The organism is Polaribacter sp. IC073, assembly GCF_007997075.1.
Taxonomy (GTDB): Bacteria; Bacteroidota; Bacteroidia; order Flavobacteriales; family Flavobacteriaceae; genus Polaribacter.
In genome coordinates, this window is record NZ_VORS01000005.1 from 76217 (window position 1) to 95489 (window position 19273).

The window sequence follows — 19273 nt, forward strand, 5'->3', positions numbered from 1 at the left end:
TAATAAGTTGCTAACTGAAGATTGCTTACGATGTATTAGATTAAACCCGCTCTTTTTAATAAAGCATCTGGTTTTGGTTCTTTTCCTCTAAAACGTTTGTATAGTTCCATTGGTTTTTCTGTTCCTCCTTTAGAAAGTACATTGTCTTTAAATTTTGTAGCGACTTCTTTGTTAAAAATGCCTTCTTCTAAGAAATACTCAAAAGCATCTGCATCTAAAACTTCAGCCCATTTGTATGAATAATAACCGGCAGAATATCCTCCTTGAAAAATATGTGAAAAAGAAGTACTCATTACATTTTCTGCAACATCAGGGTATAATTTTGTTTCAGCAAAAGCATCATTTTCAAATTCCTTTACAGAGGTAATGGTCTGTGGAGATTCGCCACCGTGCCATTGCATGTCTAACAAACCAAAACTAAGTTGCCTTAATGTTTGCATTCCTTCGTGAAAACTTGCCGATTCTTTAATTTTTTCCACATATTTCATCGGAATAATTTCTCCTGTTTCATAATGTTTTGCAAACAACTCTAAAGCTTCTTTTTCAAAACACCAGTTTTCTAAAACCTGACTCGGTAATTCTACAAAATCCCAAGAAACCGAAGTTCCGGATAAACTATTGTAGGTTGTGTTTCCTAACATGCCGTGAAGGGCATGACCAAATTCATGAAACAACGTGGTAACCTCATTAAAAGTTAATAAAGAAGGCTTTGTTGCGGTTGGTTTTGTAAAATTACAAACAATAGAAACGTGTGGTCTTTCGTTAATACCGTTTTTAATTTGTTGTGATTTATAAGACGTCATCCACGCACCATTTCTTTTTCCTTTTCTTGGATGAAAATCAGCATAAAAAACAGCAATAAAATTTCCATTTATATCAGTAACGTTATACGTTTTAACGTCTTCGTGGTATTTGTCGATGTTAGAGACTTCTTCAAATTTTAAATCGAATAATCGATTTGCAATTTCAAAAACACCATCAATTACATTCTCTAATTTAAAATAAGGCTTTAATAATTCTTGGTCTAAATCAAATAATTCTTTCTTTAATTTTTCTGAATAATAAGCGCCATCCCATTTTTGAAGTTGGTCAATACCGTCTAATTTTTTCGCGTAATTTTCTAAGTTTTCAAACTCTTTTAAAGCCGCAGGTTTTGCTTTTTTTAATAAATTATTAGAAAAGTCAATTACTTTTTCTGGCGTTTCTGCCATTCTTTCTTCTAAAACAAAATGAGCATGTGTTTTGTAACTTAATAAATTAGCTCTTTCATGACGCAGATTCACAATCTCTAAAACAATTTTTTCATTATTGAATTCATTGTCTTGAAATCCTTTTTTACCAGCAGCAATTGCCATTTTTTTACGCAACGCTCTATTGTCTGCATAGGTTAAGAATGGAATGTAACTTGGGTAATCTAAAGTAAAAATCCAACCTTCTTTTTCCTTAGACTTTGCAACTTCTCTCGCTGCTTCTTTTTCGCTTTCTGGCAAACCTGCTAAATCTCTTTCATCTGTTAAGTGCATTTCAAAAGCATTGGTTTCTGCCAATACATTCTCGCCAAATTTTAAAGACAATTTAGATAGTTTTGCATCAATTTCACGAAGCTTAGTTTTATCTGCTTCATTTAAGTTCGCACCATTTCTTGCAAAACTTTTGTATTGCTTGTCTAAAAGCATTACTTGTTCTGGCGTTAAATCTAAGGTTTCTTTTGTTTCAAAAACCGACTTTACTCTCTTAAACAAAGCTTCATTTAACGTAATGTCATTTCCAAATTCACTTAACCAAGGCGAAACTTCTTGCGCTATTTTCTGGATTTCGTCATTGGTTTCAGCAGAATTTAAGTTGAAGAAAATACTGGTAATTCTATTTAGTTTTTCACCAGAAAAATCTAAAGCAACGGTTGTATTTTTAAAAGTAGGTGTTTCAGAGTTCTGTATAATTGCATCAATTTCTGCTTTTGCAATTTCAATTCCTTTTTTAATTGCTGGTTTGTAATTGTTGTTAGAAATTTTAGAAAAAGGAGCGGTGTTAAAGTCTTGTAAAAGTGGATTCATTGTATTTTTTTTAAAGTTCAAATATAAAGATTCTATTAATCTTATCATTTATTTAATTGAAAGTTTCCTTTAAACGATAGAATATGTTTTTTTAGCGAAAATTATTTAATATTTATAAAATTTGGTATTAATTTTGTTTTGTATATTATGACTCGCATCTACCGTAAAATATTAAAATTATGAAAAAAAACATACTATTCCTATTTGCCTTTTTAACTCAGCTAATTGTAGCCCAAATACCTTGTTCTGCTGGTTTTACAGGAAATGGAACCAATGATTATATTACAGTTCCAAACACAGATGCTATTAATTTACAAAATACTAGAAATAGAACTATAGAGTTTTGGTTTAAACCTTCAGACATTGCTACGAGACAGGTTTTATATGAAGAAGGAGCTCAAGTAAATGTCATCCTTTTTTATATTGAAGGAGGTAGAGCTTATTTAGGAGGGTATAGAAATAATGCAGATAACAATACGAGAAGACGTTTTTTTAGATCTGCAATAGGAGCCATCGCAATAGATAAATGGACGCATATTTCTTTTACAATTGAAGATACCGCTTCACCGGATATTACTTTTAAATGGTTTTTAGATGGTACCGAACAAGATTCTCAGGCAGGTTTACAGGTAAGTAATCATTCGGGTAATATTTCTCTTGGTAGAAATGGAGGTAGTGTAAGATACCCAACTAGTTTGTCAAATGCCAATTGGGGCGGAAGCGGAAGTGGAACTTATAATGGAACTTTCTCTGGAAATAATGGAGCTGATAATAATTTTGAAGGAAATATTTCTTTATTCAGAATTTGGAATGTTGCAAGAACAGAAACTCAAATAGATACTAATAAGTCGATATATTTAACAACAGGAACTAGTTTGGTTGCATATCAAGATGGAGATCAAATAAAATATGAAGCAAATGGAGCTGCAGCTATTGGTGCAACTGCAACTGCAGTAGGAAGTGGAACAACGTATACTTGGAATGGAGGTGCATCTACCAATTTTTCTAACAACGCAAATTGGGCAGGAACAGCACCAGTAGTTACAAAAACTCAAACGGTTGTTATCACAAATGGTTCTAATGACCCAGAAATAATTTCAGAAGTTAAAATAGGAAGATTAACCATAAATGCTGGTGCCGAATTTACAGTGAAATCTGGCGCAACCTTAAATGTGTTTTACAGGTTAACAAACAACGGAACAATTACAGTTGAAGATGGCGGAGCATTAATTTTTAACTCTTGCAGTACTACCATTGCTGGTTCTGGAACCTTCAACATAAAAAGAGTAACACCAACTTATGCAGGCAATGATTTTTATTCTTATTGGAGTTCTCCTGTAATTACGGCAGATTCTAATATTAGTACCGTTTTTCCTGATGCAGAACTAATTTATAGGTTTGATGCAAATAGTACAAGTTCAGATTGGGGTTTTCATGGCACTTCAAATTTTAATACAGGAGTTGGTTATGCAATTCAGAATGAAGGTTTAGGCGGGCAGTTAAGAACTTTTAACGGTAAAATTAATGAAGGTGATGTTTTGGTAAATGTTTTTGCTACATCAAATTTGGTGAGTCCAGATCCTAGTAATGTCTGGTCTACGGAAGGAGATAATTTAGTTGGAAATCCGTATGCTTCAGCAATAGATTGGGACTTAATAAGTGCAGATACAGACAATTCTGAGATTGATGGTACGGTTTATTTATGGAACCAAAATACGGCAGAAGTAGGAGATAATAATGTGTCAGATTATTTACAATACAATGTAACGGGAGGTGTTACTAATACTGCAACGGGTAAGATTGGTTCTGGACAAGGGTTTTTTATTAGAACAGCAACTAACAGTGCAATCACCTTTAAAACTACGCATCAAATTGTAGCAAATAATACACAGTTTTATAAAAGCAATCAAACTAAAGCTACTTCCAAAAAAGAAGGAAGATCTTGGTTTACTTTTAATAAAGGAAATAAAACAAATACAATGTTGGTTGGTTTTTTAAAAGGAGCTACCAATAGATATGACAGGTTGTATGATGCACCTTTTGACATCAATCAAACTTCTTTAGGTTTTTACACGTTGGTAAGAGGAAATAAAAAAGCGTCTATACAAGGCTTGCCAAAATTAAGAAGCCCCAAGAAAGTAGTAAAAGTAGGTTTTATTGTTGATCAGGTAGGTGAGTATTCAATTGGTATTCAAGATGAGTCTATAAATGAAGATTATTATATTTATTTAAGAGATACAAAAGCTAAGAAAACGGTAGATTTAAAACAAAGAGAGTATACTTTTAATATTGATACTATTGGAGAAAATAAGACAAGATTCAAAATTATTTATACCAAAAAGAAGCGAAGAGCTACACAAAAAACGGGTAAAGAGTCTTTACTTGTCGAAGAAATAGATTCTAAAGATTTTACAGTTTATATAGACGGAGCCAAAGAATTAATAGTAGCCTATGATTTTGATGTAGATACTATTAAAGAAGTTACTTTATATACGATTCAAGGAAGAAAAGTAAAAACGTTTTTAGGTAAGGAAACAAAGAATGTTTCTAATTTAAAAACAGGAATTTACATCGTAAGCACTACTTTAATAAATAATACTAGTTTGACAAAAAAAATACTGATTGCGAATTAGCAACCAGTATTTTTCATTGTTTTTATTTTCGAACTCTTTCCGAAGCTTGTTCAACTTTTAACTTTAATTCTTCTTTGTAAGCGATAATTCTATTTAAAATAAGTTCATCTGAAGCACCAATTATTTGAGCCGCTAAAATACCTGCATTTTTTGCACCATCTAAAGCAACGGTAGCAACAGGAACGCCTCCAGGCATTTGTAAAATAGATAAAATAGAATCCCAACCATCAATAGAGTTTCTGCTTTTTACAGGAACACCAATTATTGGCAACGGACTCATGGATGCTACCATTCCTGGTAAATGAGCTGCCCCACCTGCACCAGCAATAATTACTTTGATACCTCTTTTGTGTGCATTTTTAGAATACTCAACTAATTTTTCTGGAGTCCTATGAGCAGAAACAATATCTACTTCTATTGCAATATTAAAACTTTCTAAAATATCTATTGCTTCTTGCATTATTGGAAGATCAGAATCACTTCCCATTATTATTCCTACCATAGTTATTTACTTATCACTCTAATTGTTTCTTTTACTTTTTGTGCAATTTCTCTTGCGATATCAATATCTGAATTTACAATAGTAACATGTCCCATTTTACGAAATGGTCTTGTTTCTTTCTTTCCGTAAATATGTGGTGTAACGCCATCAATCTTTAAAATTTCTTCTATATTCTGATAAATTACATGACCAGAAAAATGGTCTTCACCAACTAAATTCACCATAATTCCGGCAACCTTGCTGTCTGTATTTCCTAAAGGAAGATTTAAAATGCTTCTTAAATGTTGCTCAAATTGATTGGTGTAACTCGCTTCTATAGAATAATGACCAGAATTGTGTGGTCTTGGAGCCACTTCATTTACTAAAATTTTATCATCTTCTGTCTGAAACATTTCAACGGCTAACAAACCGACAAAGTCTAAATCGCTTACTACTTTTAAAGCAACTTCTCTTGCTTTTTCTGCAACCTTAGAATCTATTCTTGCAGGACAAATTACATATTCAACTTGATTTGCTTCTGGGTGAAACTCCATTTCTACAACAGGATATGTTTTTACTTCACCAGCCGCATTTCTTGCAACAATTACAGCCAATTCATTTTTAAAAGGAATTAGTTTTTCTGTAATACATTCTACATTTGGTAAAGCTTCTAAATCTTGAATATTCCGAACAATCTTTACACCATTACCATCATAACCAAAACGTGCAGCTTTCCAGACAAAAGGGAAGTCGATAATATTATTTTCGTAAGAATGTTTTAATTCTTCTAAATAGGCATAGTGAGAAAAATCTGCTGTAGCAATTTGATGATCTACATAGAAATTTTTCTGTCTTGCTTTACTTTGAATAATTCGTAAATCTTTTGGCTTCGGATAAATAGTCAACCCTTCGTCTTCCAATTTATCTAGCGCGTCTAAATTTACATTTTCTATTTCTATAGTAAGTAAATCAACGGTTTTTCCGAAGTTATAAACGGTTTTATAATCTAATAAATCTCCAACTACAAAAGTGTTGCAAATTTCTGCACAAGGTGCATTTTTATTGCTTTCTAAAATAGAAGTGTGAATGTCGAATTTCTGTGTTTCTGCTAAAAGCATTCGTCCTAATTGACCACCGCCAAGAACGCCTAATTTAAAATCTGAAGAATAATAGTTTTTCACCTTAAAAGTTGTTGTGTTTCAGCAAAAATACACAACTCAATTTAACTAATCTAAAAAATTAATTTCTTATTTGAATTGCACCGGTTCCTACTGGGCTTATAGAATACATTAGCATACTACAACCTTCCTCTCCAATTAATCTACCACCTTCTAAATAATTGTATTTTTTATTATCACATGGGCATATAATAGTAGGCAAATTAGAAATATCTAAAGGAGATTTACATGTTCTACTTGGGCACTCTAAATCAAAAGCGATATAATCAGAAGATCTATTTCTAATTATATGAATTAATCTACCGTCGATTCTACTTGTTAAACTTCCTCCATTTACAATCAATTTTTGATAAATTGGAAGTCTAAATTCAATTAACTCTGAAACATATATCCCTCTAAAACAATCATTAATTCTTGTATTGTCTTCACAAGACAATAAAGTTGCAAGTAAAATACAAATTAGTGCTTTTTTAAACATAAAAATATTTTTGTTATTTTAATAACGATGGCAAGTTACAAATATTTTGTATATTTGTATAACAATCTCATTCCTGAAAGGGCAATGGGATTTTTAAATTTAGACAAGATGAGTGAAATATCATATTATTCTGCTGAAGGCTTAAAGAAGCTACGGGAAGAATTGGTTCAATTAGAACAAGTAGAAAGGCCAAGAGTAACTACAGAAATTGCAGATGCAAGAGATAAAGGCGATTTAAGTGAAAATGCAGAATATCATGCAGCAAAAGAAGAACAATCTCACTTAGAGTTTAAAATAGCGAAGTTAAAGAATGTAATTTCTGGTGCACGTATTTTAGATGAATCGCAGTTAGATACAACAAAAGTTTTAATACATTCTAGTGTGGTCATTAAAAATGCCACCAACGGAATGGAGTTTAAATACAGATTGGTTGCAGACTCTGAAACTGATGTTAGAAATGGTAAATTGTCTGTAAACTCGCCAATTGGTAAGGGTTTATTAGGTAAGGAAGTGGGTGATGTTGCAGAAATTAAGGTGCCTAGTGGAGTTATGAAGTTTGAGGTAATGAATATTTCTAGAGAGTAAAGAAAAATAATAATACTAATTAATATTTATAAATTCGGGTTTTGACATGGTCAGGATCCGAATTCTTTTTTATATTTACTTTCGTTTGTTTGGCCGAGTGCAATCAAGACCTAATTTATGCACCGCTCGATTGCAATCGAGGTGCTACTTAAAATAAAGTTATGAGCATATTTACAAAAATAATTACAGGAGAAATACCAAGTTATAAAATAGCTGAAAATGAAAATTTTATTGCTTTTTTAGATATTAATCCGAATGCAAAAGGACACACATTAGTGGTTCCTAAAAAAGAAGAAAACAAGTTGTTCGATTTGTCTAGAGATGCATATAAAGACTTAATGGATTTTTCTTACACCGTTGCAAAAGCATTGGAAAAAGCAGTTCCTTGTAAAAGAGTAGGAATGAGTGTAATTGGTTTAGAAGTACCTCATGTACATGTGCATTTAATTCCGTTAAATAAGATGGCAGATATTCAGTTTGCTAAAAAAGTGAAATTGACAAATGAGGAGTTTGTGGCTTTGGCTCAAAGCATTGCTGCCGAGTTTTAGTTTGCTGATCTTTTTTTTCGCTAACGTTGAAATTAAAAGAAATGAGACTGTCATTTCGAAATGAGCATTTTTAAGCGATTGAGAAACTTCAATTCATTATTATGAACAAACTTGCTAAGGATTGCTATGTTTAGATAAGAACACTAATGAGTTGGCAAACAAGTCTAGCCCTGATTGAAGCATTTGTTTGAGCTCTTTTTTATCTTTTTAAATAAAAAAAGCGAGTGCGGAAAGCAGGAAATAGCTTCTAAAACGACACTTTATCTAAGACTATTTCAAAAGTAGTTCCTTTACTGATTTCAGATCTTTGTACAGCTATTTTTCCTTTGTGGTAATCTTCTACAATCCGTTTAGAGAGCGATAAGCCTAAGCCCCAACCACGTTTTTTTGTAGTAAAACCGGGTTTAAAAATCTGCTTATATAATTTTTTTGGTATTCCTTTTCCGGTATCAGAAACCGTTATTTTTACTTTTTTTGGTGTATTTTCTATTCTTAAATTTAAAGAACCTTCTCTTTGCATTGCATCAATGGCATTTTTAATGAGGTTTTCTATAACCCAACCAAATAATTCTGTGTTAAGGTTGGTTAGAATTTCTTTGTCTGAAGTTGTAAAGTAAAACGTGATTTGTTTAGAACTTCTCGATTCTAAATAATCGAATGCTTGTTTTGTAATGGCAACAATATTCTCTTCTTTTAATTCTGGTTTAGAACCTATTTTAGAAAATCGATTGGCAATGGTGTTTAGTCTAGTAACGTCTTTTTCTATTTCTTCTATATATTTATCGTCTATTTTTTCCATTTTTAAAATGGCAATCCAACCTAAAAGAGAAGACAAAGGTGTGCCAATTTGATGCGCCGTTTCTTTTGCCATACCGGTCCATAATTTATTAGTTTCGGCAACTTTATTAGAATTATAGAATAAGTAAATAACGCTTAGAAAAAGAAATAAAATTAAAATTAAGGCAATGGGATAATAGGTAAGTCTGTTTAATAAATCTGAGTTTCTGTAATAAATATATTGCTTATTTTTTCCTTTGTAACTAATTTCTATGGGTGCGTTTTCTGTTTTCATGAGCTCTAATTGCTCTTTTACATAGTTAGCGTTTAAAGATTTAACGGGGTCTAAGTTTTGAAAGGAATCAATATTTCCTTCTCCATCAACCAAAATTAAAGGAATACTTTTGTTGGTTGTAATAATTTTATCTTGTAAGGTAATGTCGGAATTTAAGTCTGCATTTGCCAATTCTTTTTGAGCAATTCCTAAAATTTCCATTTTTACCCTTTCTTCATTTTTAAATTTTTGAAAAAACATATAAGTGTTCCATAAGATTAGAGAAACAATAATCAAAGAAACTAAAATGGCAATTCTTTTAAATAGAAGTGTGTTGGTTAGAAAATTCATGAAAACAAATATAATGGTTTCCCTTTATAACTCATTTGTGATTTTGATAGTATCTTTACAAGATAAAATATTTTAGAATGCTTACAATAGATCCAAAAGAAATTTCTACGCAACAATTACACGGTTATTTATTAGGTGCTGTTGCGCCAAGACCCATTGCGTTTGCAAGTACAATTGATGCAGATGGGAATCCGAATTTATCGCCTTTTAGTTTTTTTAACGTGTTTGGCGCGAATCCGCCAATTATGATATTTTCTCCCGCAAGAAGAGTGCGAGACAATACTACAAAACACACTTTAGAAAATGCTTTGGCAACCAAAGAAGTGGTTATAAATGTGGTGAATTATGCGATTGTACAACAAATGTCTTTAAGTTCTACAGAATATCCAGCAGGTGTAAATGAGTTTGAAAAAGCAGGCTTTACCATGCTACCGTCCGATAAAATAAAGCCATTTAGAGTTGCAGAATCTCCGGTACAATTTGAATGTAAGGTAAAGGATGTTATTTTTACTGGTGATGAAGGTGGAGCGGGAAATTTAATTGTTTGTGAAGTTGTAAAAATTCATATTTCTGAAGACGTTTTAGATGAAAAAGGCGGCATCGATCAATATAAAATAGATTTAGTAGCAAGAGCAGGAGGAAGTTATTATTCGAGAGCAAGGGATGGCTTTTTTGAAATTCCGAAACCAATTGCCAATTTGGGTCTTGGTGTAGATGCAATTTCGGCAACAATTAGAAATAGTACTATTTTAACAGGAAATAATTTAGGCATGTTGGGTAATGTAGCACAACTGCCAACAGAAGAAACTGTTAATAACTTTGCAAAAGAACATCCGCAATTTATTGGGTTAGAAACCACAAAAAAACATACATTTGCGCAAGAGTATTTAAAAAAGAATGATGTAGAAAGTGCTTGGAAAGTGCTTTTAATTAAATAGTTAAGATTATATTATGGAAGTTATTGGTAAAGTAAAGTTAATTGGAGAGGTACAAAGTTTTGGAGCTAACGGTTTTAGAAAAAGAGAATTAGTTGTTACAACAGATGACCAATATCCACAAATGATTATGATAGAATTTGTGCAGGATAAATGTGATTTGTTAAACAATTATGCTGTTGGACAAGATGTAAAAGTTTCTATTAATTTAAGAGGTAGAGAATGGATTAATCCACAAGGGGAAGCAAAATACTTTAACTCTGTACAAGGTTGGAGAGTAGAAAATGTATCTCAAACAGGAGCTCAAAACGAGAACTTGCCTCCAGTAGATCAATTTCAGCCAGCATCTAATGTTTCTAATGAAGAACCAGACGATTTACCTTTCTAGAAAGTAAAGATATTTAGATAAAAAAAGAGTGCAATTTTAAAAATTGCACTCTTTTTTGTTTTATAAATTTTTGGCCTTATTTTTTGCATCTAAAAGCGAAACGATCTAAAAAAGAAAATTTATTTCTTTTCCCCTTTTTTAGGCATTGGTCCACGCAGATGAATAACCAATCCGTTTAAGAAATTACGTAAAATTTGATCTCCACATTCTACATATTTCTCATGCTCTTCATTTCTAAACAGCGCACCTAACTCTCCTTTAGAAACTTTAAAGTCTACTAAAGCACAAATTTCTACAATGTCTGTGTCGCGTAATTTATGTGCAACACGTAATTTTTTTAAAATATCGTTGTTTGTTAATCCCATATTGCAAATGTAAGTTTTTTATGTAACTACTTTAAAAATTGCCCAAGCATAAATTGCGAATCGTAAAAAACGAAACAAACCAAAGAATACTACATTTCTAAAAGGGTATTTTATCATACCCGCAGCCAAACAAGCAATAGAAAAAGGCAAAGGTAACAATGCGCCAACTAAAATTAAAAAACCACCCCATTTTTTGGTGTTTCTTAAATTAGCTGCCATTTTAACTTCTAAATAATTTTTTACAGACTCAATTTTTAACGTCATTTTTCCTAAAAAGTAAGAAAGTAGACCACCTGCATAAGACAAAGTTGCTAAAAGAGATAAATTTAAAACCGGACTTTCAGTTTTACCAGACCAAGCAATAAAGATTTCTGGAGGAACCAAACCTAGTAAGGTTTCTGAAAGGAAAAAAGTAATTAAAATACCTGTTCTAGAAAAAGTTTCTGTTATTGTTTCTAAGCCCTGGTTAATATCATAAACATACCTGTTAAAAAGGAACAATCCTAGAATAACTAAAACAATCGGTAAAAAAGCTTTTTTCACACTTTCCCAAACAAACAAATAAAAGCCAGTTCTACCATAATAATTATGAAGTCGCTTGCCTATAAATGCCGTATTTTTCTTTCTTCTTTTACGCTTTTCTTCCAAGTAGTTAATTGTTTTTATGAAGTTACAAAAATAAGAACAAAATCTAAATAAATAAGATTAGAATTTTAGATTAACGAATTTTTAATAAAACAGTAAATTCGCTAAATATTAGCATTAATTTTTACAACATGATTTGGCTTACCCATAAAATAGAATTTCCAGCGTATCAATTCACCTCTAAAGAAGGCATTATTGCTTTGGGCGGAGATTTATCGGAAGAAAGATTAATTCATGCTTACAAAAACGGAATTTTCCCTTGGTTTTCAGAAGAGGACCCTATTGTTTGGTATTGTCCGTTTGAGAGAATGGTTTTGTTTCCCGACGACATAAAGATCTCTAAATCGATGCGAAAAATCATCAATAAAAACGAGTTTACAATTACAGAAAATAGGGCGTTTGAAGAAGTAATTTTTAATTGTAAAAGCATCGAAAGAAATGATGGCTTTGGAACCTGGATTACAGATGATATGGAAGATGCATACATCAATTTACATAAAAAAGGAGTTGCTAAATCTATAGAAATCTGGTTAAATGATAAACTTGTTGGCGGTTTATATGGTTTAGAAATAAATAATATTTTCTGTGGCGAAAGCATGTTTAGTAAAGTTTCTAACGCATCTAAGTTGGCATTTATACATTTGGCTACCAATAAGAAATATCAATTAATAGATTGCCAAATTCACAATGAACATTTGGCAAGTTTGGGTGCTAAAGAAATTGATAGAGCGTTGTTTTTAGATATTTTACGAAGGTGATATACCTACTTGTAGGTATATCATGAGGTCTTAAATGCAATATATTTGTTTTTAAATAAGCAAACTATATTTTTTATGAAACAAACAATCAAACTTACTGTATTGATATTCATGTCGGTACTACTCACTAATTGTGCTACTCTTTTTGGAGGGGCAGTTACACAGTCTCAAAAAACAAAGCCTAAACCAGGAGAAGAGCAAAGAAAAATTAGAGTAGCAGCTTTAATTGCAGATCTAGTAATATTTTGGCCTAGTTTAATTGTAGATTTTGCAACAGGAGCTATTTACAAGCCTAATAAAAAGGGGGTCACTGTAAAAAAAGTTAAAAAGAAAGGTGATTCAAAAATGTATTAATAAATAAAATTTATAAAATGAAAAATAGTTACAGAATATTATTTTTAACACTAGTTATAACTTCTTGTTCGGTATTAAAAAAAGAGGTTGAAGGCGTGAAATTATCTGCACCTCAAGTAACTTCTAGTGCAAAAGAATTAGTAAGAATAACAAGTGATATTGTTGCAGAGTTTCAGCCAAACCTATCACCAAACGGTAAAAAATTATTGTACGCAATTAGAGATGATGCAAAAGCAGGTAGTAAACGTTTTAGTATTAGGTTGAAAAATGAAATAATGACGCCGGGATTTACTCCTTTAATTAGTGATGGAACTGATGGCGCTTCTTGGATGAATGATAAAGGAGATATCATTTTTACTTACTGGGCGTCTAAACCGGTTATTGTGACTAGTAATATAGAAAGACTAGGTATTACTTATGTAGGTCAAAATGCTTTTGGGGACAATGATGGTTATCCTAAGTTATCGCCAAATGGTAAAAAAATTGTACTGACTACTGTTTTACAAGGAACTAATAATATTTGTCTTGTTAACAAAGACGGAAGTAATTTTACAGTTCTTTCATCTGGAAGCTCACCAGTTTGGAGTCCCGATGGTGAAAAAATAATGTACACTAAGAAGTCAGGGGATTATACACAGTTATTTGTACTTGATTTAAACACATATCAAAGTACTCAAATAACAACAGGAGAATACAGTTCAAGTTATGGTTCTTATTCACCAGATGGAAAATATATTTGCTTTATTTCTGATAAAGATGATTCTTACAATCATTTGTTTGTTATGGATTCTAAAACGAGAGGTGTCTCTCAATTAACGAGTGGTAATTCTACAGAAATTCAACCTTTTTGGGGCGTAGATGGTTATATTTATTTTAGTTCCAACGCCGGAGCTAGAACACCAGATGACACAGTTATCAAACCTAAGCAATTACTATACGCAGACATTTGGAGAGTAAAACCTCTACTTAATTAACGTTTTAACTAAGCTGTTTTGCTTTTTTTATTCAGAAATAAAAAGAACCACTATTTATCAAATAGTGGTTCTTTTTTGTTTTCTTCTTTTGAGAGATATAAAACTGTAATTTCTTATAATAAATATAATTTGTAACTTTTTTTAGGTGTTGGTAAAGCCTTTTTAAGAACGCATCTAAATGGACGCTTATACATTTAGCAAGTTTGGTACTAAATCAATTAAAAGAGCGTTGCTTTTAAAAGTTCTAAAAAGTTAGAATTTGGTTTTTTGTAAAACATTTAACTATTTCTAAAGTTATCTATTTTTAATCCCTAAATATTATGATCATATCAAAGGTATTTTGTTATAACCGAAACAATTGTTTGTCAATAGCGTTAAAATATTAACTATTAAAGACAATCTTAGAACAAATACTGATGTATTTTTGCATTGATATCAAAATTATATATGTCTGCTAAAAAAGTTATAAAGAAAAAGTATCGTTTTTTAAGAAGAACTTTACGTATACTTTTCGGAATTTTCACCTTCTTATTACTGCTTATTTTATTTATAAGAAGTCCTTGGGGACAAGGTATTATTGTAAATAAAGCGGTGAGTTATGTTTCCGATAAAACCAATACAAAAGTTGCGGTAGCGAAACTGTTTATCACTTTCGATGGATCACTACAACTAGAAGGTCTTTTCTTAGAAGATAAAAAAGGAGATACGTTAATTTATTCGAAATCATTAGAAGCAAATGTGCCTCTTTGGGCAATAATTGCAGGAAATTCTGTTGGAGTAGATAATCTAGAATGGGAAGGGTTGCGAGCAAACATCGTTAGAAAAGATACCGTTTCTGGTTACAATTTTCAATTTTTAATAGATGCATTTACAGCAGAGAATACTACTTCTATGCCCCAAGACACTCTAGCAAAACCCATGGATATTATTTTGGGAGAATTGAAGTTAAAGGATATTAACGTTGATTTTAAAGATGCGGTTTTAGGTATTGATAGCAAGTTTGAAATAGGTTCTTTAATAACAAAAATGGAGTCTTTAGACCTTGAAAAGATGGATTTTAATGCGAATGAAATTTCTCTTTCTGATGCTAGAATTAAATTCATTCAAAATCCGACTACCATAGAATTGCCTGTTTCAGAAGTTATTCTACCAACATTTTCTGCCGAAAAAATTAGCATAAAAAGTACAAAAGTATTTTATAAATCATCTGTAGATCATATTCTTGCAGACGCAAACATTAGTAATTTTTATACTGAAATTCCGCTGTTAGATTTAGCAAATAAATCATTCAAGTTAAATACAGTTCAACTTAAAGACTCTGATATTTTAGTTGAGATAAAATCAACTGAGAAAGCAGCAAAAACTATTGCAAAAAATAATACTTCATCAGCTTTAACATGGCCAAATCTCGCTTTGGAATTAGATGATTTAAAATTAGAAAATAATAATATAAACTATTTTGTAGATGGTATAAAGCCACAGAAAAATAGTTTCAATGCCAATGCTATTTCTTTAAGTCATTTAAATTTAAAGGCATCGGATATTTTTCTAAAAGACAAAAAAGGAGGTTTGGCGTTAGAATCATTCAATTTTAAAGAAAAATCTGGCATCCATTTAAAAACATTCGTTCTTAATGCAACGATAACAGACAAAAAATTAGAAGTTTCTGACCTAAACGTCGCCATCAATAAAAATAAAATTAGAGGTTTTGCAAAGGTTGATTATCAATCGCTTTCTCAATTGGTTTCAGCGCCAGAAAAAACCACTATTCAGTTAAAAATTCCTTCTTTTAATTTGGGGTTAGCTGAAGTTTTTAGATTTCAACCAAGCTTAAAAAAGAACGAATATTTAAAGAAATTAAGTGCTAAAGAACTAAAAGGAACTCTAAACATAAATGGATCTTTATCGAATATTCAAATTTCAAATACGAATATAAATTGGGGTAAAGCAACGGCTATTTCTTTGAACGGAAGTGTCAAAAATATTACTAACATAGATCGATTACAAATCAATTTACCGAACTTTAGTGCAAAAACAAAACGATCAGATCTTTTAAAGATAGTAGATGAAGAGGGGCTAACGGTGAAATTGCCAGAAGAAATTTTAATCTCTGGAAACATAAAAGGTGGCTTAAAGAATATTGTTACAGATGCAAAAATAACCACAACGCAAGGTACAGCAACAGTGCAGGGAACCTTCAAAAATAAAGAGAAGTTAAGTTATAATTTGGCGGTAGCTATTGAAAAATATAATGTTGGCGAATTGTTAATAAACCCCAGTTTTGGAAAGTTAAGTCTCACTATAAAATCTGAAGGAAGCGGAGAAAATATCAATAATTTAGATGCTACTTTACAAACAACAATTTCGAAGTTTCAATTGGAAAATTACACAATTACAGATCTAAATTTAAAAGGTGATTTTAAAGAAGGTGAAGGACATATTGCATCAAAATATAAGGATCAAAATTTGAATATAGATATTAGTGGTGCTATAAAATTAGACTCTATTGCTACAGAAGCAAATTTAAAATTGAACGTAATTGGAGCAGATTTACAAGCTTTGGGTGTTGTAAAAAGAAATGTAAAAACAGGAATGGAAGTGTCTTTAGATTTTAAAGGAAATCCTAAAAAGTATCGTATTTCTACCGATGTAAAAAACGGAGTTGTAGTGTATGATAGTAAAACTTATTTAGTGGGCGCTATTAATGCCAAAGCCTATGTTGACAGAGATACAACGGCTGTTTCAATAAAAAACAAAATGTTAGATTTAAGTTTAGAATCCAACACAGACCCAGAAACGTTTAGTAAGGCAATTAGACGTCATGTGTTAAGTTATTTTTATAGAGATGAAATACTTTCAGACACAATTAAAAACCCTGTAAATTTACAATTGAAAGCTAAAATTGCTCAAACATCACTTTTAAAAGATGTTTTTTTAGTAAATGTAAAAGATATTGATACCATTAATATTGCGGTAGACTTTAAAGAAAAAGAAAGACGTTTAAAAGCAAATATTACGGCTCCGTTTATTAATTATAGTGGCAATAAATTAGATAGTTTAGCTTTTTCTATGCATACAGATAAAGACAACTTCAATTTTAATTTAGGGTTCAGAAACATTACAGCAGGTCCTGTAGATATGCCAAAAACTATTATTACAGGGAATCAAACAAACAATGAATTATCTCTTAATTTCTTAGGCTTTTATAAAGGAAAAAAATTGATGAATGTAAATACTAAAATTACAGGAAATAGAGAAAGCCTAAAGTTTTCGGTGAATAAAGATAGCTTGATTCTAAACAGTGGAAAATGGACAATTCCTGAAGATAATGCAGTTGAGTTATCTGACAATAACATCACCTTCACTAACTTTAAAATTAGCAAAGGCAAGCAATCGATAGAAATTACAGACCAATTAAAAAACATAACGAAAAGCCACATTGCTTTGGTCTATAATAATTTTCAAATAAGTGAAGTTTTTAATTATTTGAATCCAGAAAGTGAACTTACAAAAGGTGTCTTAAATGGCGATTTTGTTTTAGAAGAACCTTTTACCAATACAGGTATTATTGCAGATATGAGTGTTACTAATTTTGAGTTTTTAAAAACCAAATTAGGGAAACTAACCATAGAGGCCAAGTCCTTAGGAAGTAATAAATATGATTTTAATACCAAATTAAGAGAAGGAGATGTTAATTTAGATTTAAAAGGAGATTATTTTGTGGATAATAACGATGCTAATTTGAATTTAGACCTGGTTATTAATGAATTTAAAATGGATGCCTTAAAAACTCTTTCTTTAGGTGAATTAAAAGAAACAAGTGGTCGTTTTTCTGGTGATTTTAAAGTAACAGGTACCACCTTAGAACCTAAATATAAAGGATTCTTGAAATTTGATAATGCCGCCCTTAATGTAACCAAGTTGAATACGAAATTTACCTTAAAAAATGAATTGCTTAGCGTAGATAATAGCGGTTTTTCTATGGATAATTTTACTATTCTAGACGCCAAGAATAATGCATTGGTACTGTCAGGAAAAATTATTACTAAAAGTTTTATAAACCCTAAATTCGATTTAAAATTAAAGGCGAATAATTTTAGAATATTAAATGCAACTAAAGAAGACAATGAAATTCTATATGGTAAAGTCACTTTTAATGCAAATGCATCTTTAACAGGAGATTTACAAATTCCCAAATTAAGCGCAGATTTTACATTAGGAAAAGATACAGATGTAACGTATGTAATGCCTTCTGCGTACGCAAATGTAGAAGAAAGAGATGGTGTAGTAGTTTTTGTAAATAGAGAAAACCCCAATGCTATTTTAACGCAAACAGAAACACAAACAGCAATTATTAGTGGTTTTGATATTTCTTCACAATTAAAAGTAAATAAGGAAGCCATTGTAAATATTATTATAGATGAAGATACCGGAGATAATTTTAGGGTCTTAGGCGATGGTGATTTTGTTTTTACAATGATACCCAATGGAAGAATTTCTTTAACGGGTAGCTATGAAATTGCTGGTGGTCATTATGAATTAACACTATATAATTTAGTAAATAGAAAGTTCTTGTTAGCTCCTGGGGGAAGAATTTCTTGGTCTGGAGACCCTTTCGATGCTAAGTTAGATGTGAGTGCAATTTACAAATTAGAAACTTCTGCATCTCCTTTAATGGCAGCACAAATTTCAGGAGAAGATGCATCCATAAAAAATAAATACAAACAAGTGTTACCGTTTCAAGTGTATTTAAATATCGATGGCGAGTTATTACAACCTAAAATCTCGTTCGATTTAGACATGCCAGAAGAAGAGCAAGGTGCAATTGGTGGGCAAGTGTATGGTAGAGTGCAACAGGTAAGTCAACAAGAAGAAGAATTAAATAAACAGGTTTTTTCGCTATTAGTTTTAAATCGTTTTTATCCAGATGCCGGCAGTGATGGTAGTGTAGGTGGTTTTGCAGCTATTGCCAGAAATAATTTAAACGATGCAGTTTCAGGACAATTAAATGCATTTTCAGACAAAATTTTAGGAAATTCTGGGGTGAAACTAGATTTTGGTTTAAATAGTTTTACAGATTACCAAGGTGACGCACCAACAGACAGAACTCAATTAGATATTGCGGCACAGAAACAACTGTTTAATGAAAGGTTAACGGTAAGAGTTGGTAGTGAAGTAGATCTTCAAGGAAGTAATACAACAGGAGAGCAAACGCCTTTAATTGGCAATGTAAGTCTAGAATATAAAATTACAGAAGATGGCAGGTATCGTTTAAAAGGATTTAGAAAAAGTGAGTTTGAAAACGTTATTGACGGGCAGACTATTATAAGTGGAATTGGATTAATTTTTACGAAAGAATTTAACGAATTTCATGAACTTTGGAAAGCGCTCTTAAATGCTCAAAAAGAGAGAAAAAAGGTGAGAGAAGAAAAGAAATTAAAGTCTGAAAAGATTAAAGAAACGACTAAGAATATAAAAAAGAAAACAAATTAAAT

Annotated in this window: 16 protein-coding genes; 9 read left to right on the forward strand and 7 right to left on the reverse strand. The window is 31.4% G+C overall.

Features of this window, described 5'->3' with window-relative positions:
* Positions 1 to 35: 35 nt before the first annotated feature.
* On the reverse strand, positions 36 to 2054 hold the full coding sequence (locus ES045_RS08675; RefSeq protein ID WP_147115520.1) for a M3 family metallopeptidase: 2019 nt from the start codon (positions 2052 to 2054) through the stop codon (positions 36 to 38).
* 179 nt (positions 2055 to 2233) lie between these two features.
* Between ES045_RS08675 and ES045_RS08680 the strand changes: the two genes are divergently transcribed.
* Entirely contained in the window at positions 2234 to 4687 is a 2454-nt protein-coding gene (locus ES045_RS08680; RefSeq protein ID WP_147115522.1) for a LamG-like jellyroll fold domain-containing protein, read from the forward strand.
* A 22-nt stretch (positions 4688 to 4709) separates the two neighbouring features.
* Here ES045_RS08680 and purE read toward each other — a convergent pair whose 3' ends face one another.
* Genes purE through ES045_RS08695 form a run of 3 tightly spaced genes read right to left on the reverse strand, consistent with a single transcriptional unit; the run spans position 4710 to position 6824 of the window.
* Positions 4710 to 5189 carry a 5-(carboxyamino)imidazole ribonucleotide mutase gene (purE, locus tag ES045_RS08685; RefSeq protein WP_147115524.1) on the reverse strand — a complete coding sequence of 160 codons (480 nt, stop codon included), beginning with the start codon at positions 5187 to 5189 and terminating at the stop codon, positions 4710 to 4712.
* A 2-nt stretch (positions 5190 to 5191) separates the two neighbouring features.
* The gene (locus ES045_RS08690) at positions 5192 to 6349 is read right to left on the reverse strand and encodes a 5-(carboxyamino)imidazole ribonucleotide synthase (RefSeq protein ID WP_147115526.1); all 1158 of its coding nucleotides are present in this window, start codon (positions 6347 to 6349) and stop codon (positions 5192 to 5194) included.
* A 58-nt stretch (positions 6350 to 6407) separates the two neighbouring features.
* Positions 6408 to 6824: a Rieske 2Fe-2S domain-containing protein gene (locus ES045_RS08695; RefSeq protein WP_147115528.1), complete on the reverse strand. Its 417-nt coding sequence runs from the start codon at positions 6822 to 6824 to the stop codon at positions 6408 to 6410.
* Positions 6825 to 6932: 108 nt separating this feature from the next.
* Between ES045_RS08695 and greA the strand changes: the two genes are divergently transcribed.
* Both greA and ES045_RS08705 read left to right on the forward strand, forming a co-directional pair.
* A complete protein-coding gene (greA, locus tag ES045_RS08700) occupies positions 6933 to 7409 on the forward strand; it encodes a transcription elongation factor GreA (protein ID WP_147115529.1) in 477 nt (158 codons plus the stop codon).
* Positions 7410 to 7570: 161 nt separating this feature from the next.
* Complete coding sequence (locus ES045_RS08705) at positions 7571 to 7957, forward strand: HIT family protein (protein WP_147115531.1); 387 nt, start codon at positions 7571 to 7573, stop codon at positions 7955 to 7957.
* Positions 7958 to 8204: 247 nt separating this feature from the next.
* On the opposite strand, the gene ES045_RS08710 is transcribed toward ES045_RS08705, so the two are convergent.
* Entirely contained in the window at positions 8205 to 9359 is a 1155-nt protein-coding gene (locus tag ES045_RS08710) for a sensor histidine kinase (protein WP_147115533.1), read from the reverse strand.
* A 77-nt stretch (positions 9360 to 9436) separates the two neighbouring features.
* Here ES045_RS08710 and ES045_RS08715 point away from each other — a divergent pair, with 77 nt between their 5' ends.
* Together ES045_RS08715 and ES045_RS08720 are read left to right on the forward strand one after the other, a co-directional pair.
* Positions 9437 to 10297, forward strand: a complete 861-nt coding sequence (locus ES045_RS08715; RefSeq protein ID WP_147115535.1) for a flavin reductase family protein — start codon at positions 9437 to 9439, stop codon at positions 10295 to 10297.
* A 13-nt stretch (positions 10298 to 10310) separates the two neighbouring features.
* Positions 10311 to 10682 (forward strand): DUF3127 domain-containing protein, encoded by a 372-nt coding sequence (locus ES045_RS08720; protein ID WP_100947200.1) that lies wholly within the window; start codon positions 10311 to 10313, stop codon positions 10680 to 10682.
* A 119-nt stretch (positions 10683 to 10801) separates the two neighbouring features.
* Here the strand turns inward: ES045_RS08720 and ES045_RS08725 are convergent, their stop codons facing one another.
* Entirely contained in the window at positions 10802 to 11047 is a 246-nt protein-coding gene (locus ES045_RS08725; RefSeq protein ID WP_100947201.1) for a DUF1456 family protein, read from the reverse strand.
* An 18-nt stretch (positions 11048 to 11065) separates the two neighbouring features.
* Entirely contained in the window at positions 11066 to 11695 is a 630-nt protein-coding gene (locus ES045_RS08730; RefSeq protein ID WP_147115537.1) for a YqaA family protein, read from the reverse strand.
* A gap of 128 nt (positions 11696 to 11823) precedes the next feature.
* Between ES045_RS08730 and aat the strand changes: the two genes are divergently transcribed.
* From aat to ES045_RS08750, 4 genes are all read left to right on the forward strand, one after another.
* Positions 11824 to 12450, forward strand: coding sequence for a leucyl/phenylalanyl-tRNA--protein transferase (gene aat, locus ES045_RS08735; RefSeq protein WP_147115541.1), 627 nt, complete (start codon positions 11824 to 11826; stop codon positions 12448 to 12450).
* Between the two features lie 75 nt (positions 12451 to 12525).
* Positions 12526 to 12804, forward strand: a complete 279-nt coding sequence (locus ES045_RS08740; protein ID WP_147115552.1) for a hypothetical protein — start codon at positions 12526 to 12528, stop codon at positions 12802 to 12804.
* A 17-nt stretch (positions 12805 to 12821) separates the two neighbouring features.
* Positions 12822 to 13778 (forward strand): TolB family protein, encoded by a 957-nt coding sequence (locus ES045_RS08745; RefSeq protein WP_147115555.1) that lies wholly within the window; start codon positions 12822 to 12824, stop codon positions 13776 to 13778.
* Positions 13779 to 14225: 447 nt separating this feature from the next.
* Entirely contained in the window at positions 14226 to 19271 is a 5046-nt protein-coding gene (locus ES045_RS08750; protein ID WP_147115558.1) for a translocation/assembly module TamB, read from the forward strand.
* Positions 19272 to 19273: the final 2 nt, after the last annotated feature.